The 22339-nt window shown below is 64.5% G+C and carries 20 protein-coding genes and 1 tRNA gene; 7 read left to right on the top strand and 14 right to left on the bottom strand.

The genetic code is table 11. The annotated features are described in order from the left end of the window. Positions 1 to 591 precede the first annotated feature (591 nt). From AB0323_RS22770 to AB0323_RS22815, 10 genes are all read right to left on the bottom strand, one after another. Positions 592 to 665, bottom strand: a tRNA-Pro gene (locus AB0323_RS22770). A gap of 127 nt (positions 666 to 792) precedes the next feature. Then, on the bottom strand, positions 793 to 2343 hold the full coding sequence (gene der, locus AB0323_RS22775; protein WP_366179357.1) for a ribosome biogenesis GTPase Der: 1551 nt from the start codon (positions 2341 to 2343) through the stop codon (positions 793 to 795). Between the two features lie 76 nt (positions 2344 to 2419). Then, complete coding sequence (locus AB0323_RS22780; protein WP_366179358.1) at positions 2420 to 3085, bottom strand: lysophospholipid acyltransferase family protein; 666 nt, start codon at positions 3083 to 3085, stop codon at positions 2420 to 2422. Continuing rightward, entirely contained in the window at positions 3078 to 3791 is a 714-nt protein-coding gene (cmk, locus tag AB0323_RS22785; protein ID WP_364538108.1) for a (d)CMP kinase, read from the bottom strand. The genes AB0323_RS22780 and cmk overlap by 8 nt, the downstream gene beginning before the upstream one ends. Beyond that, on the bottom strand, positions 3791 to 4897 hold the full coding sequence (locus AB0323_RS22790) for a prephenate dehydrogenase (RefSeq protein ID WP_366179359.1): 1107 nt from the start codon (positions 4895 to 4897) through the stop codon (positions 3791 to 3793). Before AB0323_RS22790 ends, cmk begins: the two co-directional genes overlap by 1 nt. Positions 4898 to 4900: 3 nt before the next feature. Beyond that, positions 4901 to 6169 (bottom strand): pseudouridine synthase, encoded by a 1269-nt coding sequence (locus tag AB0323_RS22795; RefSeq protein WP_366179360.1) that lies wholly within the window; start codon positions 6167 to 6169, stop codon positions 4901 to 4903. Between the two features lie 163 nt (positions 6170 to 6332). After that, positions 6333 to 6998, bottom strand: a complete 666-nt coding sequence (locus AB0323_RS22800; RefSeq protein ID WP_366179361.1) for an SMC-Scp complex subunit ScpB — start codon at positions 6996 to 6998, stop codon at positions 6333 to 6335. Continuing rightward, positions 6995 to 7849 carry a ScpA family protein gene (locus tag AB0323_RS22805; RefSeq protein ID WP_366179380.1) on the bottom strand — a complete coding sequence of 285 codons (855 nt, stop codon included), beginning with the start codon at positions 7847 to 7849 and terminating at the stop codon, positions 6995 to 6997. Before AB0323_RS22805 ends, AB0323_RS22800 begins: the two co-directional genes overlap by 4 nt. Before the next feature lie 98 nt (positions 7850 to 7947). Next, entirely contained in the window at positions 7948 to 8847 is a 900-nt protein-coding gene (locus AB0323_RS22810; protein WP_078105609.1) for an AAA family ATPase, read from the bottom strand. Between the two features lie 246 nt (positions 8848 to 9093). After that, positions 9094 to 10419, bottom strand: a complete 1326-nt coding sequence (locus tag AB0323_RS22815; protein ID WP_366179362.1) for a cation:dicarboxylase symporter family transporter — start codon at positions 10417 to 10419, stop codon at positions 9094 to 9096. Positions 10420 to 10569: 150 nt separating this feature from the next. Here AB0323_RS22815 and AB0323_RS22820 point away from each other — a divergent pair, with 150 nt between their 5' ends. From AB0323_RS22820 to AB0323_RS22845, 6 genes are all read left to right on the top strand, one after another. Further along, a complete protein-coding gene (locus tag AB0323_RS22820; RefSeq protein ID WP_366179363.1) occupies positions 10570 to 12237 on the top strand; it encodes an ATP-binding protein in 1668 nt (555 codons plus the stop codon). Next, positions 12234 to 12947 (top strand): response regulator, encoded by a 714-nt coding sequence (locus AB0323_RS22825; protein WP_364538093.1) that lies wholly within the window; start codon positions 12234 to 12236, stop codon positions 12945 to 12947. The genes AB0323_RS22820 and AB0323_RS22825 overlap by 4 nt, the downstream gene beginning before the upstream one ends. Before the next feature lie 109 nt (positions 12948 to 13056). Then, positions 13057 to 13701, top strand: a complete 645-nt coding sequence (locus tag AB0323_RS22830) for a GntR family transcriptional regulator (RefSeq protein WP_366179364.1) — start codon at positions 13057 to 13059, stop codon at positions 13699 to 13701. A 7-nt stretch (positions 13702 to 13708) separates the two neighbouring features. Continuing rightward, a complete protein-coding gene (locus AB0323_RS22835) occupies positions 13709 to 15229 on the top strand; it encodes an MmgE/PrpD family protein (protein WP_366179365.1) in 1521 nt (506 codons plus the stop codon). After that, the gene (gene prpB, locus AB0323_RS22840; protein WP_366179366.1) at positions 15230 to 16138 is read left to right on the top strand and encodes a methylisocitrate lyase; all 909 of its coding nucleotides are present in this window, start codon (positions 15230 to 15232) and stop codon (positions 16136 to 16138) included. Positions 16139 to 16208: 70 nt separating this feature from the next. After that, a complete protein-coding gene (locus AB0323_RS22845; protein ID WP_366179367.1) occupies positions 16209 to 17348 on the top strand; it encodes a bifunctional 2-methylcitrate synthase/citrate synthase in 1140 nt (379 codons plus the stop codon). Positions 17349 to 17514: 166 nt separating this feature from the next. Here the strand turns inward: AB0323_RS22845 and AB0323_RS22850 are convergent, their stop codons facing one another. Beyond that, complete coding sequence (locus AB0323_RS22850; RefSeq protein ID WP_366179368.1) at positions 17515 to 18018, bottom strand: 8-oxo-dGTP diphosphatase; 504 nt, start codon at positions 18016 to 18018, stop codon at positions 17515 to 17517. A 57-nt stretch (positions 18019 to 18075) separates the two neighbouring features. Between AB0323_RS22850 and AB0323_RS22855 the strand changes: the two genes are divergently transcribed. Then, the gene (locus AB0323_RS22855; protein WP_366179369.1) at positions 18076 to 18795 is read left to right on the top strand and encodes a hypothetical protein; all 720 of its coding nucleotides are present in this window, start codon (positions 18076 to 18078) and stop codon (positions 18793 to 18795) included. 30 nt (positions 18796 to 18825) lie between these two features. Here the strand turns inward: AB0323_RS22855 and xerD are convergent, their stop codons facing one another. Genes xerD through AB0323_RS22870 form a run of 3 tightly spaced genes read right to left on the bottom strand, consistent with a single transcriptional unit; the run spans position 18826 to position 22223 of the window. Further along, on the bottom strand, positions 18826 to 19788 hold the full coding sequence (gene xerD, locus AB0323_RS22860) for a site-specific tyrosine recombinase XerD (RefSeq protein WP_366179370.1): 963 nt from the start codon (positions 19786 to 19788) through the stop codon (positions 18826 to 18828). A gap of 2 nt (positions 19789 to 19790) precedes the next feature. Next, positions 19791 to 20453: an NUDIX hydrolase gene (locus tag AB0323_RS22865; protein ID WP_366179371.1), complete on the bottom strand. Its 663-nt coding sequence runs from the start codon at positions 20451 to 20453 to the stop codon at positions 19791 to 19793. Between the two features lie 27 nt (positions 20454 to 20480). Next, positions 20481 to 22223 (bottom strand): CTP synthase, encoded by a 1743-nt coding sequence (locus tag AB0323_RS22870; RefSeq protein ID WP_366179372.1) that lies wholly within the window; start codon positions 22221 to 22223, stop codon positions 20481 to 20483. Between the last annotated feature and the right edge of the window lie 116 nt (positions 22224 to 22339).

Genomic DNA, 22339 nt, shown 5'->3' on the forward strand with positions numbered 1-22339 from the left:
TGGGAAAACTCACGCCCATCGAATATGAAACAATCAACCGGACCGCGCTCACAGCGGCCTAAGACCCCGAGTCAACAAAAGCCGGGGCAGTCCCTTTTCACGAAAAATAGGTACAGCAGAGGGGCGGATCCGTGAGGAGCAGCCGGCGCTTGCACGCGCTGCTTCGATGAAAATGGCCGAACTCCTGCATTCGTCGCGGTCTGTGCCCATGGCCTTGGAAGTGAGTGCGCCTTTCTCGGACAACACCGGGGTTCTGCCGGATGATTCCGCTCTTCGACGCTTGCGCCGTCCTGACCTTCTTTGGTTTGGGAAATCGCTTACGACACGGCGGGTCACGTCGATTCAAAGCTCTGGCCCTTCAAACAAGGTCAGGAAGGCGAGGTCAGATCGGGAGAATCATGGGGACGGCGTCGATTCTGCTGGATCACTCTCTTCGCCGACGTTGCCGGACCCGAGATTCCGCGGATCCGGGATTTGTCCATTCGAATGATTGAGCAGAATCGAACGCGCAGTCGAGGCCACACCAACACTTAAACGCAAAAGTCCCGGGAACGTTTACGTTCCCGGGACTTTGCTATCCACACCTTGCGGTCGGGCTGACAGGATTTGAACCTGCGACCCCTTGACCCCCAGTCAAGTGCGCTACCAAGCTGCGCTACAGCCCGTCAGTCCTGCCGTTCTCCGCCTAGGTTTTCACCTAAGCAGTCCGGCCGAACCACCTCAAAAAGCTTACACGATGTTCGAGGTTCCCAATGACACCTTGGCGGGTGTCATCTGTGATGCGCGTCTCAATTAGCGCTTCTTGCCACGCTTTTCACGGACGCGCATGTTGACCTCGATCGGCGTGCCGTCGAAGCCGAAGGTTTCGCGCAGGCGGCGAGTGATGAACCTGCGGTATCCGGGGTCCAGGAAGCCCGTGGTGAAGAGCACGAACTTCGGCGGACGGCTGGATGCCTGGGTGCCGAACAGGATGCGGGGCTGCTTGCCGCCGCGGACCGGGTGCGGGTGGGCAGCCACGAGCTCGCCAAGGAACGCGTTGAGGCGTCCCGTGGGGATGCGCTTGTCCCAGCTCTCCAGGGCGAGGTCCAGTGCGGGCACCAGGCGGTCCTTGTGCCAGCCGGTCTTGGCGGAGATGTTGACCCGCGGAGCCCATTCAACGTGTGCCAGGTCCTGCTCGATTTCCCGCTCAAGGTAGCGGCGACGTTCGTCGTCGAGCAGGTCCCACTTGTTGAACGCGAGGACGAGCGCGCGGCCCGACTCGATGGCGAGCTGCAGGATGCGGACGTCCTGCTCGCTGAGCACCTCGTCAACGGCCAGCAGCACGACGGCGACCTCCGCCTTTTCGAGCGCGGCCTGCGTACGCAGGGAAGCGTAGAAGTCCGCGCCCTGGGCCATGTGCTGGCGGCGGCGGATACCTGCGGTGTCCACGAAGCGCCAGGTGCGGCCGCCGAGTTCGATGAATTCGTCCACGGGGTCGCGGGTGGTCCCGGCGAGGGGATCAACGACCACGCGCTCGGAGCCGGCCAGCTTGTTCAGCAACGAGGACTTGCCGACGTTCGGGCGGCCGATGAGGGCGATGCGGCGGGGACCGCCGGAGCGTTCGACGCCTTCCACGGTAGAGAACTCGGGCAGCGTGTCCATGACGTGGTCCAGGAGGTCGGCAACGCCGCGGCCGTGGAGGGCGGACACGGGGTACGGTTCGCCGAAGCCAAGGCCCCAAAGCGTAGCGGAGTCGGCTTCCTGCGCAAAGTCGTCAACCTTGTTGGCCACCATGATGACCGGCTTCTTGGACTTGCGCAGCATCTTCATGACGCCTTCGTCCGTGGCAGTGGCGCCAACGGCTGAGTCCACCACGAAGAGCACGGCGTCGGCCAGTTCCACGGCCATCTCGGCCTGCTCGGCGACACGGGCGTGGATGCCCTTGGCGTCATGCTCCCAGCCACCGGTGTCCACGAGCGTGAAGTTGCGGCCGTTCCAGTGGGCCGAGTACATGACACGGTCACGGGTAACGCCCGGGGTGTCCTCGACGACGGCCTCGCGGCGGCCGAGGATACGGTTCACCAGCGTGGACTTGCCGACATTGGGGCGGCCGATGATGGCCAGGACCGGATCCAGCTTGAGGGGGCCGTCTTCGCCTTCGTCGTCGTAGAGCCCGCTCAGCAGGGAGGCGTCGTCCTCGTCGAGGTCATAGTCTTCCAGGCCTGCCCGGAGGGAGGCTGCGCGGAGTTCGGCTTCGTCGTCGTCCAGGGCGGCGAGGTTTTCAGCCACCTGGTCGGTGCCGGTGGGCGTGTATTCGTCGTCGCCGGCTCCGATGTTGCCGGATTTGTGAGTCGTATCGCTCATTGCACTTTCCTTAGTGGTGATCTGCCGGCGTCCCGGCTACTTCTTCTTGGCGGTGCTGCATTGGCTGTGGGCCGGTTCATTTAGTCCCCGGAAGGGACTGACCGGTGGTCTTGACGGCATCCTGGACGTGTCCAGCCAGCGCAGCGCGGATCTCCGCAGCCGCCCTGTCCATTGAAACACGCCCCGGCTCGCCGTTTCTGCGGGTCACATTCAAGGGAGCCCCGAAACTGACGTGCAGGCGGCGGCGCAGCCCCGGAATGGAGTCACGGTGTTCGTCTCCGGTCCGCGTTCCGAGGATGGCCACGGGAATCACTGTGGCACCGGACATCAGGGCGAGCCATGCGACGCCGTTGCTGATGTTGCCGGCGGTGCCGCTCCCCCGCGTTCCTTCAGGGAGAATCCCCACGCAACGGCCGGCGTCGAGCGCTTGTCTTCCGAGCTGGAGCGCCGCGCGGTCGCCGGAGCGGTCGATGGAAATCTGCCCCGAGGCACGAAGAACCTTGCCCAGGAAACCCTTGAACATCTCCTTCTTGACCAGGATGTGCATGGGCCGTGGAGCCGCGCCGAACATCACCGGCCCGTCCAGGAAGCTGATGTGGTTGCCCGCGAAAATGACCGGGCCGGATTTGGGAACGTTGGCGCGTCCCGTTATCGCGGTCCGGTACAGGACATGATCCAACAGCCAGCCGACAGGCCGGCTCCACATCATGGTCCAGCGTGCCGGGAGCCGGGCTTCAGTCACCGTAGATGACCTTGCCTACAATGCTCAGTGCCGTTTCGACCGTTTCTTCGAAGTCCAGGTCCGAGGAATCCAGGGTCACGACGCCGTCGGCCGCCTGGGTGAAGTTCACCACAGTGGAGTCCTTGGCATCGCGGTGGATCACTTGGGCGGCGAGCTGCTCGTGGCTCTGCGTTCCGCCCAACTGGAGGCCGCGGCGCCGCAGCCGGGCTTCCTCGCTGGCGGTCAGCAGCATGCGAACCTCCGCATAGGGCGCGACGACGGTGGTGATGTCCCGCCCTTCGACCACCATGCGGCGGTGGTGCTGTTCGATCAGCTGGCGCTGGCGACGAATCAATTCGTTGCGGGCACCCAACGTGGTTGCAACGGCGCTGACAGACGAGGAGATCCTCGGCTCACGGATTTCCTCCGTGATATCCACTCCGGCAACACTGACGTATTCGGCGTTGGCGCTGGTGCTGAGTTCCAGCGGTAGATCCTTTGAGGCCTGCTCGACGGCGGCACCGTCCCCGAGGTCGATCCCGGTCTTGAGGCAATACCAGGTCAACGCACGGTACATCGCACCCGTGTCCAGATAGGCCAGCTTCAAGCGCCGGGCAACTTCCTTGCTGACGCTGGACTTGCCGGAGCCGGACGGGCCGTCGATGGCGACAACCAGCGGCTTTCCCGGACGTACTACGGTCTCCGGGCCGAAAAGTTCACGTTTCATTACTGGAGTACCCGCCATCCACGGTCAGTCAAGGCTTCAACAAGGAGGTCGTGCTTGTTGGGCATGACGGAGAGTTCCACCATGCCAACGTTCTGCCCGGACGAGTGGTCCAGGCGGAGGTCTTCGACATTGACGCCGATCTCACCGATCTCCGTCAACAGCCTGGCGATCTGCCCGGGCCGGTCGTCTACCAGAACTGTAAGCCATGAATATGCCTGGGGGGGTCCGCCGTGCTTTCCAGGGATCCTGGCCTGCCCGGCGTTGCCCTCGCTGATGAGCTGGGCAAGGTCCAGGCGGGCGCCGGGCGCGGTGGGATCCTCCAGGGTACCGATCAACCGGTTGAGGTCTTCACGGACACCATGGAGGATATCCACCATCTTGGCCGCATTGTTGCCAAGGATCTGCACCCACAGGGTGGGATCGCTGGCGGCAATCCTCGTGGTGTCCCGCAACCCGTTGCCGGCCAGGGACAGCGCGTGAAGCGGTGTCCCCTGCAAGCGGCTGGCAAGAAGCGAAGACATCACCTGGGGCAAATGCGATACCAAGGCAACCGCTTCATCGTGTTCCTCCGCCGTGAACTGGGAGACTATGGCCCCCAGGTCGCCGGCAAGGGAGCGTGCGGTCTGGAGCGCGTCGGCGCTGGTCTCCTCGGACGGGCAAAGTACCCAAGGCATGGACGTGAAGAGCTCGCCGCGGGCAGCGACGGGTCCCGATTTCTCGCGCCCCGCCATCGGGTGCGTCCCGACGTAACGGGACATGTCCACTCCCCGGCCGCGGAGTTCGGCCTGGATTGCCAGCTTGACGCTGGCAATGTCCACCACAACGGCCTCCGGGTATTCACCCAGGGCACGCTCGACGACGTCGGCCGTCACATCCGGCGGCGCCGCGACAACAACCAGCTGGGGTGCATTCTGAAGCTCGGACAGTGGCCTGCCCGCACCGATATCCACGGCCACCGCCTGGTTGGTTGGCGACGGGTCCGAAAGGAACACGGAGACACCCCGGCCGCGCAGGCCGAGACCGATGCTGGTTCCGAGCAGGCCGGTGCCGAAAACGACCACCGGGCCGTCAAGGTGGCCCCGGCCGTGCGAGTGGAATGCCGACATGCCTTACAGTCCTACGGAGGCCAGGAGGTGTCCGACTTCCTGCTTGCCGAGGTTCCGGATGCTGCCCTGGCGCTGGTCGCCCAGGCCGATGGGACCGATCTTGACGCGCACGAGGCGCAGCACGGGGAACCCGACGGCTTCGAACAAGCGGCGGACAATACGGTTCTTCCCGGAGTGCAGCACGACCTCGATCAGCACGTGGCCCGGAGTGGAATCCACGAGTTTGAAGGAGTCGACGGAAGCGATGCCGTCTTCGAGTTCGATGCCGGCCTTCAGCTGCGCACCGACGCCCTGCGGGAACGGACCGCGGACCTGTACCAGGTACGTCTTGGGAACCTCATAGGAAGGGTGCGTCAAGCGGTTGGCGAGTTCGCCGTCGTTGGTCAGCAGCAGCAGGCCCTCGGTGGCGACGTCAAGACGGCCGACGTGGAAGAGACGCTCGCCCTTGTTCTTGGCGGACTTGAGGAAGTCGCTGATGCAGGGACGGCCCTCCGGGTCTTCCATGGTGGAAACGACGCCCTTGGGCTTGTTGAACACCATGTAGAGCATGGTGTCATCGAGCTGGATACGAATGCCGTCGACGTGGATCACGGCGGTCGCGGGATCGACGCGCATGCCGAGCTCGGTGGTGAGCTGGCCGTTGACCTCGACGCGGCCTTCCTCGATCATTTCCTCGCATACGCGGCGGGAAGCCACGCCGGCCTGGGCCATGACCTTTTGCAGGCGCACGCCATCGGCGTCGTGCTGCTCGGACTGGGCCACCTCGCCGCGGCGGCCGCGGGGCTTGCGGATCGGACCAAGGTTCTGGCCGAAGCGCTCACTGCCGAAGGCGCGCGAAGCGTACTGTTTCTTGTTGCTGGCCTTGGGCTTCAATGCGCCCGGCGTGCCCGGAGCCTTGCCGAAGCCGGGCTTGTTGGAGCCTGGCTTGCGGGGGGCCTTTGCCGGCTTCCCGGCGTCCCGACGCTCGTAGCCTCCGGCCGAGGTGGGGTTGTCCGGATCGAAGGGGCGTTCCTCACGCGGACGCGTGGGCTTGAAGGGGCGTTCTCCGCCCGGGGAGAAGCTGCGCTTGCTGCCTCCGGAGGCGCCGGCAGCACGGCTAGCGCCACCGGCACGGCTTGCGCCACCCCGGCCGGCACCAAAACTGCTGCCGCCTGCACGGCCGGCACTGCTGCGGCCTGCATTGCTGCGGCCTGAGTCCTGCGACTCGTTGCGTCCGGAATTGTTTCGTCCCGAACTATTACGTGGTGAACCCTGGCGTCCCGCCTGTGTCATGACCCGTCCTTTTGTTATGGTGGCCGGCTTGTTCTTTCTCAACATAAGCCAGCCGGACAGAGGATATCTGCCCTGTGTGTCTGCCCGCTACTAGCCGGGCGTTTGTAGATCCTTGCAATATTGAGTTGTTTCGATTTGCGTGCGGCCGCGGTGTTTCCCGCGACTACATGCGTTCGGCGTCGAAAAACTCTTCGATGCCCTCCAGCCCCGGAAGGTGGGGGGACAATTGAGGCAGTTCCGCCACCGAGCCAATGCCCATGCGCTCGAGGAAGTACGAGGTGGTCCGGTAAAGGATCGCCCCCGATTCAGGATCGGTACCCGAGTCCTCGATCAGCCCGCGTTGGACAAGGGTCCGGATGACTGAATCGACATTGACGCCGCGGATGGCCGACACCCTGGCCCTGGAAACCGGCTGCCGGTACGCGATGACCGCCATGGTTTCAAGGGCTGCCTGCGTCAGCCGCGCGGTCTGGCCTTCGAGAACAAACCTTCCCACGACGTCGGCAAAATCCGCGCGTGAATAGATCCGCCACCCTCCGGCAACGTTCCGCAACTCAAAACCCCGGGGTGCAGCGCCGGCACTTGCATCAGTGTGCAAGTCATCAGCGTCCCTGCCCGGGGCTTTAACAGTATAGCCGCTATACTCCTGCCGCAGTCCCTCCAGCAAATCCTCGACGACGGCGACCGTCACGTTGAGCCCGGCAGCGAGTTCTTCCGCGGTGGCTGGTTGGTCGATCACCATCAGGACGGCTTCGAGAGCCGCGCGTGCGCCACCCGGTAGGGCTTCAAGCTCGGCGAGCCCGTCTCCGCCTGTTTCCTGCTCGCTCACAGCGGTTCCTCTCCTTGGTCGATCTGCTCGGCGCCGGGCTCGGAATCGTACTCGTCGCTCAAGTTGTCACTGCTCCAGCCTTCAGGGCGCCCTGTCCAGCGGACGGTCAGTTCGGCGAGCGGACCCGGCTGCTCAAACGCCACCACGCGGTCGCGGAACAGCTCAAGGAGTGCCAGGAACCGGGCCACGACAACAAGCGTGGACTCGGCGTCGGCAATCAGTGCCCTGAAGGATTGCGGCTGCCCGCGCTGCAGGCGGTACCCGATGATCTCGGCCTGTTCCTTGACGCTGACGGGTGTTCCGTGAAGGTGGTCGAGGCCGACTTCCTCGGGCGTGTTGTCCTTCGGAGCCAGGGTCTTGGCCGCCAGCGCGGCGAACTGTTCGGGCGTATGGCGCCAGATAAGTTCGGGCAGCATTGCCGCGAAATGCCCTTCCAACGCAACTTGCCGCGGGAAACGCCGGGCTTCGGACTCCAAAGTGCCGGACATGATCGCGGCCACCTGTTTGAAAGCCTTGTACTGCAGGAGCCGGGCGAAGAGAAGATCCCGGGCTTCCAGCAAGGCAATGTCCTCGGCATCTTCGACTTCTCCGGCCGGCAGGAGCCTTGCGGCTTTGAGGTCCAGGAGCGTCGCGGCGATGACCAGGAATTCGCTCGCTTCGTCCAGGGCCCAGTCCTCGCCCAATTCCTGCAGGCGCCGGATGTACTTGATGAACTCATCCGTCACAGTGGCCAGCGCGACTTCCGTGATGTCCAGCTTGTGCTTGGAAATCAGGCCGAGCAGGAGATCGAACGGGCCGGTGAAGTTCGCCAGCCTGACCTCAAAGCCGGCCTTTCGTCCGGAAGGCGGCACTCCGGCGTCGTCCGCGTTGCTTGCGGAAGAGTACGACGGCGGCGCGTCGCCCGTCCGGGCGGGCGCGCCTTCAACGGTGAGTGGCTCTGCCACGCGGGCTAGGGTGCGCCGCCGCGCGAAATCAGTTCCTTGGCCAGGCGGCGGTAGGCGTCGGCACCGATGTGGTTTCCGGCGTAGCTGGTGATGGGCTCCGCGGCAACCGTGGCATCGGCGAACTTGATGGAACGCTTGATGACGGTCTCGAAGACCTTGTCCCCGAACGCCTCCACGAGCCTGGAAATGACTTCGCGGCTGTGCAGGGTGCGGGCGTCGTACATCGTGGCGAGCACGCCGTCCACCTGCAGGCGCGGGTTCAACCGGTCCTGCACCTTTTCGATGGTTTCGACGAGCAGTGCCACCGCGCGGAGGGCGAAGAATTCGCAAATCAGCGGGATGATGACGCCGTGCGCAGCCGTCAAGGCGTTGACCGTGAGGAGGCCGAGGGACGGCTGGCAGTCAATGAGCACAACGTCGTAGTCGTCCTCGACGCTCTTGAGCGCGCGGTCCAGCACCTGCTCGCGCGCTACTTCGTTGACCAGCTGGACCTCGGCGGCGGAGAGGTCGATGTTCGCTGGCAGGAGGTCGATGCCTTCGACGCCGGTCTTCTGGATGGCGTCGCGGATGTCCACTTTGCGGTCCATCAGGACGTTGTAGACGGTGAGGTCGAGCTCGTGCGGGTTCGCGCCCAGGCCCGCGGAAAGAGCTCCCTGCGGGTCGAAGTCAACGAGCAGGACGCGCCGGCCGAATTCTGCGAGCGCAGCGGCGAGGTTGATGGTTGACGTGGTCTTGCCCACGCCACCCTTCTGGTTGACCATGGCGATGACGCGGGCCGGGCCGTGGGAGGCCAGTGGCGCGGGCTCGGGGAAGTCGCGGTGCGGGCGGCCCGTGGGCCCCATGACGGCGTCTTCCAGATCGAAATCCGTGCCCTCCAGCGTAGTCGTTCCCCGTTCGCTGCTCACGTATCTATCCACTCTCTCCACGACGGTCATTTCCTGCGGCTGTCTCCAGCACCAACACTGCTCCCCACCTAGGCTACAGCGCCCGACACGGCATTCTACGGAACTTGACATTGCCCGCAGTTTGAGCCTTTACCTTCTAGCTGAGGTAGAAGGTTGGCCCTTGGCGCCAATAAAACGCAGGCAAGGCAGGCGCCCATGACGGGTTCCTGCCTTACCTGCGCGGATGCTTCCAAACAGCGTGCCGGGCTAAACCGCCACGGCCTCTTTCACCTCAGGTTCGGCGTGGTGGCTGATCATGGTCAGCTCGTCGAACGGCGTCGCACCGGACAGGACGCTAGTGACCTGGTTGCGGTCGATTTCCTTGACCCAGGTACCGATCAACACGGTGGCGACGGCGTTGCCCGTGAAGTTGGTCAGGGCGCGGGCTTCCGACATGAAGCGGTCGATGCCGACGATCATGCCGACGCCGCCCAGCAGCTCGGGCCGGTGCGCCTGCAGGCCCGCGGCGAGGGTGGCCAGGCCGGCACCGGAAACGCCGGCAGCTCCCTTGGACGCAATGATCATGAACACCAGCAGCGATACCTGGGCGCCCAGGTCCAACGGAATACCCATGGCGTTGGCGACGAACAGGGAGGCCATGGTCAGGTAGATGGCAGTTCCATCCAGGTTGAAGGAGTAGCCGGTAGGCACCGTGACACCGACAACCGGCTTGGAAACGCCGAGGTGCTCCATCTTGGCGATGAGCCTGGGCAGCGCCGCTTCGGAGGATGAAGTGGAGAAGATGAGCAGGTACTCGCGGGCCAGGTATTTCATCAGCTGGAAGATGCTGACGCCGGACACAACCCGAAGCAAGGTGCCGAGCACCACGACGATGAACAGGGCGCAGGTGATGTAGAAGGCGACCATCAGCGTGAGCATTCCGAAGATTGCCTTCATGCCGGTGGCACCGACCACTGCGGCGATCGCGCCGAAGGCACCGACGGGTGCCAGCCACATGATCATGATGAGGATGCGGAAGACCAGCGCCTGCCCGTGTTGGATGGCCTTGAGCACCGGCTGGCCCTGCGAGCCCATGCGCTGCAGCGCAAAGCCCACCAGAATGGCGGCCAGGAGCGTCGGCAGGACGGGAATGTCTCCGGGGATGATGCCCAGCAGGAAATCGGCGGTGCTGTTTGTGGCAGCCTTCGCATTGGGGTCGTACGGAATCAGCTTCAGGCCCTCGCCCGGGTGGATGATGTTGCCAACTACCAGACCGATGGCGAGCGCGAAGGTGGACATCACCAGGAAGTAGACCAGGGCGAGGCCGCCGACCTTGCCAACCGTGGCAGCCTTGGCGATCGACCCGATGCCCAGGACGATGGTGCAGAAGATGACGGGGGCGATCATCATCTTGATGAGCTTGATGAAGCCGTCACCCAAAGGCTTGAGGGATTTACCCACTTCGGGGAAAAGCAGGCCGACGACGGCGCCCAGCACGACTGCGGCGATCACGGCGATGTAGAGGTAATGCGACTTGTCCAGCCCCTTGCGCCCGGCCTTCGCGGGTGCAATCTCTCCTCTTTGAGAGGTCATGGCTTTGCTCCTTATAGATACTCTGGAAAGCGCCGTGGTTCCTGCAATGTCCCTGCGCCGCTCTGTTGTGATATCCATCATTGGGCGCCGCGTGACATGCATCACTGTTGCGTTCATATTGGTCACAGGATTGCCCGCAGAAAGGAGCACGTGATCCGACGCTGGAGCATTGCCCGGAGACTCTTTGTGGCAAATCTGCTGTTCATCCTGGCGCTCACCGCGATCGTGGGAACGGTGGCCTTTGTGGACGCCAGGGACCGGGCCTACAACGACGCCGGCCAGCGGATGCACGCAGTGGCCGCGGCGATTGCAGCCAATCCCCTCGTCCTCCAGGCAGCAGGTACGACCAATCCCTCCGCCGCCCTGCAGCCTTACGCCCAGGTGGTGATGGCAAACGCCAATACCGACTTCATCACCATCATGGCCCCGGACCGGACGCGCTGGACCCACGCCAACCCCGACGAAATCGGCAAGCCCTACATCGGCACCATCGACCCCGCCCTCCACGGGCAGGCGTTCACTGAGGTCACTGCCGGTACGCTCGGCCCGTCCGTCCGCACCATTGTTCCCGTGGAGGATTCATCCGGTAAAGTCCGCGCCCTGGTGGCGGCGGGCGTCACGGTGCGGACGGTGGACGTTGCGGTATCAGCCCGGCTTACGACGATCATTGCCTTCTCCCTGGCCATGCTCGCCGGAGGCTCCCTGGCGTCCTGGTTGCTGGGCCGATACCTCCGTTCGGTCACCCGGGGCTGGGGACCGGAGCAATTGGCGCAATTGTTCGCGTACTACGAGTCGGTCCTGCACTCGGTCCGCGAAGGCGTGGTCCTGATCGACACGGGCGGCCGCGTGGTCATGTACAACGACCAGGCCGCGGATCTGCTGGGACTGGAACGGTCCGACGTCGATCCCGCCGCAGGAGCCGCACCGCGCCTTTCGGACCTGCCCCTGGAGCCCAGCCTCCACGGGCTCTTCGAATCCGGCCGGACGGCGCATGACGAGATCCACCTCAGCGGGTCCCGGATCCTGGTGGTGAACCAGGCGCCCGCGGTCGGCCCGCCCGGGATGAGGGGCCGGCAGCGGCCTGCGGTGTTCGGGACGGTAGCCACGCTCCGCGACAGGACGGAAATCGAGTCCCTGGGCAGTGAACTCGAAACCATGAAGACACTCTCGGACGCCTTGCGGGCCCAGACCCACGAACACGCCAACCGGCTGCACACCATCGTGTCCCTCATGGAGCTCGGGCGAACCACCGACGCCCTGGACTTTGCCACCAAGGACCTTGAACTGAGCCAGCAGTTGACCGACCATCTTGTGGCATCGGTGGACGAGCCTGTCCTGAGTGCACTCATCATGGGGAAGTCCGCCGAAGCGCACGAACGCGGCGCGGAGCTGACTGTTACGGTGAGCGGCGGGGACGGCCTCCAGGGCCTGGCCGTCCAGGACCTCGTGACCATTTTGGGAAACCTGCTGGACAACGCACTCGACGCCGCCACGGCCGCTCCCCCGCCGCGCAAAGTGGAACTGGGCATCGAATCCGGACCTAAGGGAACCACGTTCACGGTGGCCGATTCCGGCCACGGAATCGACCCCGGCATCGTGGACGACGTCTGGCAATACGGATTCAGCACGAAGGCCGCCGGCATCGGACAGGCCGGCCAACCCGGGGCTCCCTCCCGCGGCGTGGGCCTGGCCCTGGTACGGCAAGCAGTGCAGCGGCTTGGCGGTACGCTGTCCATCAGCGAATCCACGAGCGCCTTGGGCGGCGCGTTCTTCCGCGTGGCGCTCCCCGCGCCGGACTCCAGGAAAGAAGCCGAATGACCGAAATCCGCGTCCTCGTTGTGGAGGATGAACCCATCGCCGCCGCTGCCCATGGCGTCTACGTCGGCCGGATCGACGGCTTCGCTGTTGCGGGAACCGCCCCGGACGGACAGTCGGCCCTGCGGCTGCTCAATGAATTCGCCGTTGCCGGGCAGCCAGTGGACCTCGTCCTGCTGGATATGAACCTGCCGGATCTTCACGGGCTGGATGTTGCCCGCCGGATGCGCGCGTCGGGACTGCTCGCCGACATCATCGCCATCACCGCCGTCAGGGAAGTGAACATTGTCCGGAGCGCGGTGTCGATCGGCGTCGTGCAGTACCTGATCAAGCCGTTCACGTTCGCAACGTTCGCGGACAAACTCGCCAGCTACCGCACCTTCCGCGAGCAACTCGCCGCCCCGGCGTCGGGCGCCCGGGCGAGCGGAGCCTCGCAAAGCGATGTGGACCAGGCGTTTGCCAGTCTCCGCGCACCCACCGAAGTCCCGCTGCCCAAGGGCCTCTCCGCCCATAGCCTGGAGTCCGTCAAAGACCTCCTGGCCGGCCTTGGCCGCGCCGTCTCCGCGAGCGAGGCAACTGTCGCCTTGGGGATGTCCCGGGTCACCGTGCGCCGCTATCTGGAGTACCTGGCCGACGCCGGGATGGTCACGAGGAATCCACGATACGGCACCCCCGGACGGCCGGAGAACGAGTACCGCTGGAATCGGAGTTAGCCCACGATTCACCGCGGATGTATACACAGCTCGGATTTAATCGCCACTAGCTAGGCTTTTTCGCAGTGTATGTATACACTGAGGACATCCGCCCAGCGAAGGAGGGTCCATGCGTGCCAGCGACAAAGCCTATGCGGCCCTGCGCGAAGACATCATTGAGTGGCGCCTGGCACCCGGCACTGTCCTGGCGGAAGTGGAACAATCCGAACGCCTGGGCGTGTCCCGCACACCCGTCCGGGAGGCACTGAGCCGGCTCAGCGCGGAAGGACTGACGACGGCGGCAGGCGGCCGCGGCGTCGTCGTCACCGATATCTCGCTGGAGGACATCGACGAACTGTTCGAGCTGCGCGAAACCCTGGAAGGCAAAGCCGCCGCCCTCGCCGCAGAACGCGGTGATCCTTCGGTTTTTGAAAAGCTCCATGCAGAGCTCCTCCGGGCCCCCGAGATGCTCAACGATTCCGATCCCGCCCGGCACGACTACTACGCCTTGGTGGGAAGGCTCGACGAAGCGATCGACCAAGCCATCTCCAATTCCTACCTCGCCCAGGCAATGCGCAGCCTGCGCGTCCACCTGGTGCGGGTCCGGCGCCTCGCAGCCGACGACGCCGAACGCCTCCACGCCGCCGCCGCCGAGCACGCCGCGATCGCCGAAGCCATCGCGGCAGGCAACCCCAGGCTCGCCGAAGCCGCCACCACCCTTCATCTGCACCGCAGTCTTTCCCACGTCAAAGCCACCCACACACCTCACAAATAGGAGCACCATGGTGAAGAACAACCACGTCCGCGTCTACAAGAGCGAAGAAAACCTTCCCCGTGAGGGGCAGTTGGCGCACAAGATCGCCACGGTCGCCGCCGACCCCGTCGAGGTGACTCCCGAGGTCACCGACATGATCATCAACCGGATCATCGACAATGCCTCCGTTGCCATTGCCTCCCTGAACCGTGCCCCGATCATCGCCGCCCGCGCGCAGGCCCTGACCCACGCGCCCACCACCAACGGCAAGGGCTCCTCCGTTTTCGGGATCAGCGACAAGGTCTCCCCCGAATGGGCCGCCTGGGCCAACGGCGTCGCTGTCCGTGAACTGGACTACCACGACACGTTCCTGGCCGCGGACTACTCCCACCCGGGCGACAACATCCCCCCGATCCTGGCCGTGGCCCAGCACGTCGGCTCCAGCGGCAAGGACCTTATCCGCGGCATCGCCACCGGATACGAGATCCAGGTGAACCTGGTCAAGGCCATCTGCCTGCACAAGCACAAGATCGACCACGTAGCCCACCTCGGCCCCTCCGCCGCCGCCGGCATCGGCACCCTCCTGGGCCTGGACGTCGAAACGATCTTCCAGTCCGTCGGGCAGGCCCTGCATACGACCACCGCCACGCGCCAGTCCCGCAAGGGCGAAATCTCCACCTGGAAGGCCCACGCCCCCGCGTTCGCCGGCAAAATGGCCGTCGAATCCGCGGACCGGGCCATGCGCGGGCAGACCTCCCCCGTGCCCATCTACGAAGGCGAAGACGGCGTCATCGCCTGGATGCTGGATGGCCCGGACGCCTCCTACGAGGTCCCGCTCCCTGAGGCCGGGGAGCCCAAGCGCGCCATCCTGGACACCTACACCAAGGAACACTCCGCCGAATACCAGGCCCAGGCCTGGATCGACCTTGCCCGCAAACTCCACAAAGAGCACCCCGAAACCACCGACCCGGCCAACGTGGAATCCGTCCTCATCAAAACCAGCCACCACACCCACTACGTCATCGGCTCCGGCGCCAACGACCCCCAGAAATACTCCCCCACCGCCTCCCGGGAAACCCTGGACCATTCCATCCCGTACATCTTCACCGTCGCCCTTCAGGACGGCACCTGGCACCATGTCCACTCCTACGCACCCGAACGGGCCTCCCGCCCGGACACCGTGGAGCTCTGGCACAAGGTCACCACCGTGGAAGACCCCGAATGGACCCGCCGCTACCACTCCCTGGACATTGCGGAGAAGGCCTTCGGCGGCACCGTGGAAATCACCCTCACGGACGGAACGGTCATCACCGACTCGATCGCCGTCGCCGACGCCCACCCGCTCGGCGCCCGACCGTTCGCCCGGGAACAGTACGTGAACAAGTTCCGCACCCTTGCTACCGGTGTGGTCGAGGAGGCCGAGATCGAAAGGTTCCTCGGCGCCGTCGAACGCCTCCCGGAACTGGGACCGGGTGAGTTGGACCAGCTGAACATCGCTGCCGCCCCCGGCGTCATCGACCTCGCCGCCGCACCGAAGGGACTGTTCTAGATGCTGTACTCCAAGACCACGCCCGAACAGAAGCGCCTCAAGCTCCGCGAACTGTTGAACTCCGGGACCATCGTCCAGTTCCCCGGCGCGTTCAACCCGCTCTCGGCACGGCTGATCGAGGAGAAAGGCTTCCCCGGCGTCTACATCTCCGGTGCCGTGCTCGCCAACGACCTCGGCCTGCCCGACATCGGGCTCACCACACTCACGGAGGTTGCGACCCGGGCCGGGCAGATCGCCCGCATGACCGAGCTCCCGGCCCTGGTGGACGCGGACACCGGATTCGGAGAGCCGATGAACGTGGCCCGCACCATCCAGGAACTCGAAAACGCCGGCCTCGCCGGTTGCCACATCGAGGACCAGTTCAATCCCAAGCGCTGCGGGCACCTGGACGGTAAGAACGTCGTCGACACCGACACCGCCGCCAAGCGCATCCGCGCCGCGGCCGACGCCCGCCGGGATCCGAACTTCCTCATCATGGGCCGCACCGACATCCGCGCCGTCGACGGCATCGAGGCAGCCCAGGAACGCGCCCGCGCGCTCGTCGACGCCGGCGCCGACGCGATCTTCCCCGAAGCCATGGCCACCCTGGAGGAGTTCCAAGCCATCCGTGATGCAGTGGATGTGCCGATCCTGGCCAACATGACCGAGTTCGGCAAGAGCGATCTCTTCACCACCGAACAGCTCCAGGGCGTCGGCGTGAACATGGTGATCTACCCGGTCACCCTGCTCCGCATTGCCATGGGGGCTGCAGAGCGTACGCTGGAAACGATCAAGGCCACAGGAACGCAGGAGGCGCAGGTGGAGAACATGCTCACCCGTGCGCGGCTCTATGACCTCGTTGACTACGAGGCTTACAACCACTTCGACACGAGCGTTTTCAACTTCCAGGTTCCTGGGCTCAGCCGGTAACTGGATCAACCAAGGGATGCAGGCGTTCGGGCTATTCCGGAGTGCTTGCCGATGAACGAAGGAGAACAGCATGGTAGCTGTTGAGATCAAGAAAGGCCTGGCCGGCGTCGTAGTTGACTACACCGCGATCTCCAAGGTCAACCCGGACACCAACTCGCTGCTGTACCGCGGCTACCCCGTGCAGGAACTCGCCGCCAAGTGCAGCTTCGAAGAAGTTGCCTTCCTGCTGTGGAACGGTGAGCTGCCCACGCCGGAGGAACTTGCAGAGTTCACAGCCCGCGAGCGCGCGGGCCGCGCCCTTGACCCCGTAGTAAAGCAGGTCATCGATACGCTGCCGACGACGGCCCACCCCATGGATGTCTGCCGGACGGCCGCTTCGGTGCTGGGAGCGAGGCACCCGCTGGCCGAGGATTCCACCCCGGAAGCAAACATGGCCAAGGCCATTGACTTGTTCGCGGCCATGCCCGCGGTGGTCGCCTACGACCAGCGCCGCCGTCGCGGCCAGGGCGTCGTGGAACCCCGCGAAGACCTCGGCTACTCCGCGAACTTCCTTTGGATGACCTTCGGCGAGGACCCGGTGGAAGAGGTCGTGAAGGCATTCAACGTCTCGATGATCCTCTACGCCGAGCACTCCTTCAACGCGTCCACCTTCACGGCCCGGGTGGTCACCTCCACCCTCTCGGACCTGCACTCCGCGGTCACCGCGGCGATCGGCGCCCTCAAGGGCCCCCTGCACGGCGGCGCCAACGAGGCCGTCATGCACACCTTCGAGGAAATCGGCATCCGCACCGAGGAGTCCCTCGAGGAAGCCGCTGGCCGGGCGAAGACCTGGATGGAACAGGCCCTGGCGCAGAAGAAGAAGGTCATGGGATTCGGACACCGCGTCTACAAGCACGGTGACTCCAGGGTGCCCACCATGAAGGCCGCACTGGACAAGATGATCGCCCACTACGGCCGGCCCGAAATACTGGGCCTGTACAACGGGCTCGAGCAGGCCATGGACGAGGCCAAGGCCATCAAGCCAAACCTCGACTACCCCGCCGGGCCAACGTACCACCTCATGGGCTTCGACACCCCGACATTCACCCCGCTGTTCGTCGCCAGCCGCATCACCGGCTGGACCGCACACATCATGGAGCAGCTCGGATCAAATTCGCTGATCCGCCCGCTCAGCGAATACAACGGCGTGGACGAACGGCACCTGCCGTAGTCTTTTGGAACGTTCGACGTCGGGCCGGTCACTCCCCACGAGCCCCCTGGCCTAGCAAGCTCGGCCAGGGAACCCTGCTCGCGTGGGCCAGGTGCCGGCCCGACGTCGTTCTTACCGCAGGCGGACAAAGTTACAGTTCACTGCAAGCTTTTTGGGAATCCAGCAGTCAGAGGGCAGCGCCCAAATCCAGCCAGTCCGCGGTGTGCACTTCTGCGACGCTTTCGTTGTCATCCGCGAGCACCACTTCGACCGCGATGCGCTGGCCGGAAATCATGGCAGGCAACCAGTGTTCGGCGTCGGCCCACATCCGCTCGACGGGGAGTCCTGCCACCCGGTACCACTGAGGTGCTATTTCGTCGCTTTCGGCGGGTTCGCCGGTCCATTGCTCGGTCAGATACACCGTGGTGAACATGTTCCACTCAGCCTTGGCCGGGAAGACGAAGTCCACTGTCCCGGCAGGAATGAGATGCCGCTGTTCCACGTGGACGAAGATTTCTTCTTCCACTTCCCGGCAGACAGCCTCGGCAGCAGTTTCTCCGAACTCCACATGTCCGCCAACTCCCACAATCTTTCCACTGCCGAAGCCGGTCTTCTTCCGGCCCAGAAGCACCTCCTGGCCGGCGTCGCCGTCGCGGAGCAGGAAGCACAGGGTGACGTGAGCTGCAGTCATTGACCAAGCCTAACTCTGTGCGGATCGTCGCGAGCGCGTCCTTGCTACAGTTGGCCCATGAGCGTGGACGAGGGTGAGGGGCCCACGCCGGCGGAGGCCCGGCTAGGAGAGGCAGCCGCCCCGCCAGGGCAAGCCCCCGAGGCCTGGCTGCCTGGCTGGCTGGTTCGGCATCCGCTCCACGCCGGGTGGGTATGGACCGGATTCTGGGCGTTGTTGATCGTGCTCGATGAATTCCTGAACCTGGCTGGCTGGAGCTGGTACCTGCTGGTCGGTATGGCCGCACTGCCGACCCTTCTGTCCACCCTCGCGGTGCTGCACGCAACTCCCCGCAGGCATTTGAAACCACAAAACGAATCAGTGCTGGGCCACTTCTTCGTGCGATTCCTGGCACTGGTGACTGCGTTCCTCGTGTGGGGCGTTTCAGTAGTCATGAGCGCCTCGATCTCCACGACTGTCCAGGCAGCCGTGGGAAATTCCGAGCGCGAAGTCACGGCCCTCGGCTTCAACTTGCTGGTGGCAGCAGTCCCGCTTGTGATTTCGGTGCTGTGGATGGCTTTCATCGTCCGCTGCGCGTGGTTCCTGCGCCGTTTGCGTGGCTGGAGTCAAAGTCCCGCCAGCTCGCAGGTGCCGAAGAAATTCCTGCGCTCCCGGCCGAATCTGAGGCGGGTGGTTGTCGGCTTGGCGCACCCGGGCCTTCTGCTCGTCGCCGGCCTCGGCATGTCCATTCTGGCGTTGTTCCTGAACGCGGTGGAGCTGACCTTCAGGGTCTTGGCGTGACCGGCACCCGACTGCGGTGAGTGGCCTGGATCAGCCAAGCGCCCGCGGATGCGCGGCCGCGTAGACCTCGCGCAAGGTGTCGGCAGTGACCAGGGTGTACACCTGCGTGGTGGTCACCGAGGCGTGGCCCAGGAGTTCCTGCACCACCCTGACGTCGGCGCCGCCCTCAAGCAGATGCGTGGCGAAAGAATGCCGGAGGGTGTGCGGGGAGACGTCCTTGGTGATGTTGGCCTTCTCCGCCGCAGTCTTGAGAATGGTCCAGGCACTCTGCCGGCTGATCCGGCCTCCGCGGGCATTCAGGAACAGCGCCGGGGTGCCTTTTCCTTTGGCGGCCAACGCAGGCCGTCCGCGAACCACATAGGAGCTGACGGCGCGGGCACCGTAGGACCCCAGTGGCACCAAGCGCTCCTTGGAGCCTTTTCCGAAGAGCCGTACGATCGCGGGGCCATCGGCTTCCGCTTCGAGGGAGACATCGTCGACGTCGAGGCCTACAGCTTCGCTGATGCGGGCCCCTGTGGAGTAGAGGAACTCCAAAAGGGCCCGGTCCCTCAACCCGGTGGCGGTATCGGCGCCGGCGGCTTCAAGGATCCGGGTCACTTCGCCGACGCTAATGGCCTTCGGCAGACGCTTGCCCGGCATTGGCGGGTGGACATCGCTCGCGGGGTCCGCCGTCGTCGTCCCCTCCAGCGCCCAAAACTTGTGGAGCCCCCGTACGGCAACCACAGTGCGTGCCGCAGAGCGGACGCCGAGTGCGGCGCCGCCGTCGGAGCCGTCGCCCAGCGCCTGCACAAAGGCAGTGACGTCGTGCCGGGAAATATTGCCCGGGTTGTCGACTCCGGACGCTGCCAGGAAGTTCGAATAGCGGGACAGATCCCGGCGGTATGCGGACAAAGTGTTGCTTGCGAGGCCTCGTTCCACGCCGAGGTGTTGCAGGTAGTCCGTGACGGCCCGGTCAATGGCGGTCTGGACCCGGGTCTCCTCGAGCTGGGGCACGGTCAGCGCTGGCTCGGGTGGGCGGGCCAGGGCGCGTTGGCCGGCCGCAGGTTCCTGAAGCCGTCGGCGCGCGCCGCGGCGGCTGCGAGGATCCCGACGACGGCGGACGGGTTGTGCAGGCGGCCTTCGAGCACCGCTGAAACAGCTTCGTCGAGCGTGACCCACACCAGCTCGATTTCGGCTTCTTCATCTGTGCGGACGTGCCGTTCGCCCTCGGGAACCTCTGCCAATCCGCGCGCCAGATAGATTCGAATCGCCTCGCTCGAGGAGCCGGGGGAATTGAAGAAGTCCGCAAGGACATTCCACGTGGCCGCCGTAAGATCGGCCTCTTCCGCGAGTTCCCTGGCCGCACCCGCCACGAAGTCTTCGCCTGCCACATCGAGAAGCCCGGCTGGAATTTCCCACAGGTCCATGCCGACAGGGTGGCGATATTGCTTGAGCAACAGGATTTCGCCGTCGACGTTCATCGGCAGCACCGCAACAGCGCCGGGATGATCGATGTAGTCGCGGACCAAAGTGCCCGTGTCTTTGCCCAGTTCGAAGGCGTCACTGACGACGTCCCAAATGCGGCCTTCATAGACCTTGCTGGACGACAAAAGACGGCGCGGGCTCGGCATGTCCGAAACCTTCCGAAAAGTGCTGGGGGTTTCAGAAATACCGGGCATCGCGCCGTCCTTCGTTTGTGTGAGCGATTACTTCGCAGCTACCTTGCGGGCTGACTTTGCTGCCGAATCCACGCCTGACTGACGTTCCAGCGCAGCCTTCACGAGGCCGGCAAACAGCGGGTGGGGGCGCGTGGGGCGGGAGCTGAGCTCGGGGTGGGCCTGCGTTGCCACGTAGTACGGGTGTACCTCGCGCGGCAGTTCCACGAACTCAACCAGCTTGCCGTCGGGAGAGGTTCCGGAGAACACGAGTCCCTCGGCCGCGATCTGCTCGCGGTACTTGTTGTTGACCTCGTAGCGGTGCCGGTGACGCTCGCTAACCGTTGTTGCGCCATAGGTCTCTGCAACCACGGAGCCTTCATCCAGTTTGGCTTCGTACAGGCCAAGGCGCATGGTGCCGCCAAGGTCGCCCTTGCCGTCCACGATGTCGAGCTGCTCTTCCATCGTGGCAATGACGGGGTACTTGGAGTCGGGCTCGAACTCGCTAGAGGACGCACCCTCGAGGCCGACCACATTGCGGGCGTACTCGATGACCATGCACTGGAGACCGAGGCAAAGGCCCAGCACCGGAAGCCTCGTCTCGCGGGCGAACTTGAGCGCGCCGAGCTTGCCCTCCAGGCCACGGATACCGAAGCCGCCGGGAACACAAATGGCGTCGACGCCGGCCAGGGACTTGGTGGCGCCCTCGAGGGTTTCGCATTCGTCGGACGGGACCCAGCGGATCTTGACCTTGGTTTCGTTCGCGAAACCGCCGGCACGCAAGGCCTCGGTCACGGACAGGTAGGCGTCCGGGAGGTCGATGTACTTGCCCACGAGGGCAACTTCAACCTGGTGCTTGGGATTGTGGACAGCTTCGAGGAGCTTGTCCCAGCTGGTCCAGTCGACGTCCTTGAACGGAAGGTCCAAGGCCCGGACGATATAGGAGTCAAGACCCTGGGAGTGCAGCGTCTTGGGGATGTCGTAGATGCTGGGGGCATCGGCGGCGTTGACCACGGCGTCAATATCGACGTCGCACATGCGGCCGATCTTTTCGCGCATGGCGTCCGGCACTTCGCGGTCCGAGCGGATCACGATCGCTTCCGGCTGGATGCCGATGGAGCGCAGGGCGGCAACGGAGTGCTGCGTTGGCTTGGTCTTCAGTTCCTGCGAGGGGCCGATGTACGGCACCAAGGAGACGTGGAGGAAAAAGACGTTGTTCCGGCCGATGTCCTGGCGGACCTGGCGTGCGGACTCGAGGAAAGGCTGCGACTCGATGTCGCCAACGGTGCCGCCGATTTCGGTGATGATGACATCAGGAGCGTTCTTGCCCTCAGCGGGGAGGCGCATGCGGCGCTTGATCTCATCCGTGATGTGCGGGATGACCTGGACGGTGTCGCCGAGGTACTCACCACGCCGTTCCTTGGCGATGACTGTCGAGTAGATCTGGCCGGTCGTGACGTTGGCCGAACCCTCAAGGTTTTCATCGAGGAAGCGCTCGTAGTGTCCGATGTCGAGGTCGGTTTCGGCGCCGTCGTCAGTGACGAAGACTTCGCCGTGCTGGAAGGGGTTCATCGTGCCCGGATCCACGTTGAGATAGGGATCGAGCTTCTGCATAGTTACAGACAAACCGCGTGCCCGCAGCAAGTGGCCGAGGCTCGAAGCCGTCAGTCCCTTACCGAGCGAGGACGCCACACCGCCAGTGACAAAGATGTGTTTGGTCGTCTTGGACGAGCCCGGGAACCGGGAATTTACACGGGAATTTGATCGCTGCACCACGGAATTCGAGCCTATCATCAATTGCGCCTCCAAAGGATCCGCTAGCCGTTTTCCCAAATGCTCAATAGTCCCCTGCCGTGGGGCAAGGATCAAGAGTAAAGTCCACCCGACCGGGGAAAACAGCCCGGCCGGGC

The sequence above is a fragment of the Arthrobacter sp. NPDC080031 genome, from assembly GCF_040702485.1.
Lineage (GTDB): Bacteria > Actinomycetota > Actinomycetes > Actinomycetales > Micrococcaceae > Arthrobacter.

Excerpts from the sequence above, each read along its gene's own strand:
- AB0323_RS22835 (WP_366179365.1), top strand. The coding sequence starts at position 13,709 with ATGGTGAAGAACAACCACGTCCGCGTCTACAAGAGCGAAGAAAACCTT.
- AB0323_RS22845 (WP_366179367.1), top strand. The coding sequence starts at position 16,209 with ATGGTAGCTGTTGAGATCAAGAAAGGCCTGGCCGGCGTCGTAGTTGAC.
- AB0323_RS22855 (WP_366179369.1), top strand. The coding sequence starts at position 18,076 with ATGAGCGTGGACGAGGGTGAGGGGCCCACGCCGGCGGAGGCCCGGCTA.
- AB0323_RS22825 (WP_364538093.1), top strand. The coding sequence starts at position 12,234 with ATGACCGAAATCCGCGTCCTCGTTGTGGAGGATGAACCCATCGCCGCC.
- der (WP_366179357.1), bottom strand. The coding sequence starts at position 2,343 with ATGAGCGATACGACTCACAAATCCGGCAACATCGGAGCCGGCGACGAC.
- AB0323_RS22850 (WP_366179368.1), bottom strand. The coding sequence starts at position 18,018 with ATGACTGCAGCTCACGTCACCCTGTGCTTCCTGCTCCGCGACGGCGAC.
- AB0323_RS22870 (WP_366179372.1), bottom strand. The coding sequence starts at position 22,223 with ATGATAGGCTCGAATTCCGTGGTGCAGCGATCAAATTCCCGTGTAAAT.
- AB0323_RS22815 (WP_366179362.1), bottom strand. The coding sequence starts at position 10,419 with ATGACCTCTCAAAGAGGAGAGATTGCACCCGCGAAGGCCGGGCGCAAG.
- AB0323_RS22790 (WP_366179359.1), bottom strand. The coding sequence starts at position 4,897 with ATGTCGGCATTCCACTCGCACGGCCGGGGCCACCTTGACGGCCCGGTG.
- AB0323_RS22795 (WP_366179360.1), bottom strand. The coding sequence starts at position 6,169 with ATGACACAGGCGGGACGCCAGGGTTCACCACGTAATAGTTCGGGACGA.
- prpB (WP_366179366.1), top strand. The coding sequence starts at position 15,230 with ATGCTGTACTCCAAGACCACGCCCGAACAGAAGCGCCTCAAGCTCCGC.
- AB0323_RS22830 (WP_366179364.1), top strand. The coding sequence starts at position 13,057 with ATGCGTGCCAGCGACAAAGCCTATGCGGCCCTGCGCGAAGACATCATT.
- cmk (WP_364538108.1), bottom strand. The coding sequence starts at position 3,791 with ATGAAACGTGAACTTTTCGGCCCGGAGACCGTAGTACGTCCGGGAAAG.
- AB0323_RS22865 (WP_366179371.1), bottom strand. The coding sequence starts at position 20,453 with ATGCCCGGTATTTCTGAAACCCCCAGCACTTTTCGGAAGGTTTCGGAC.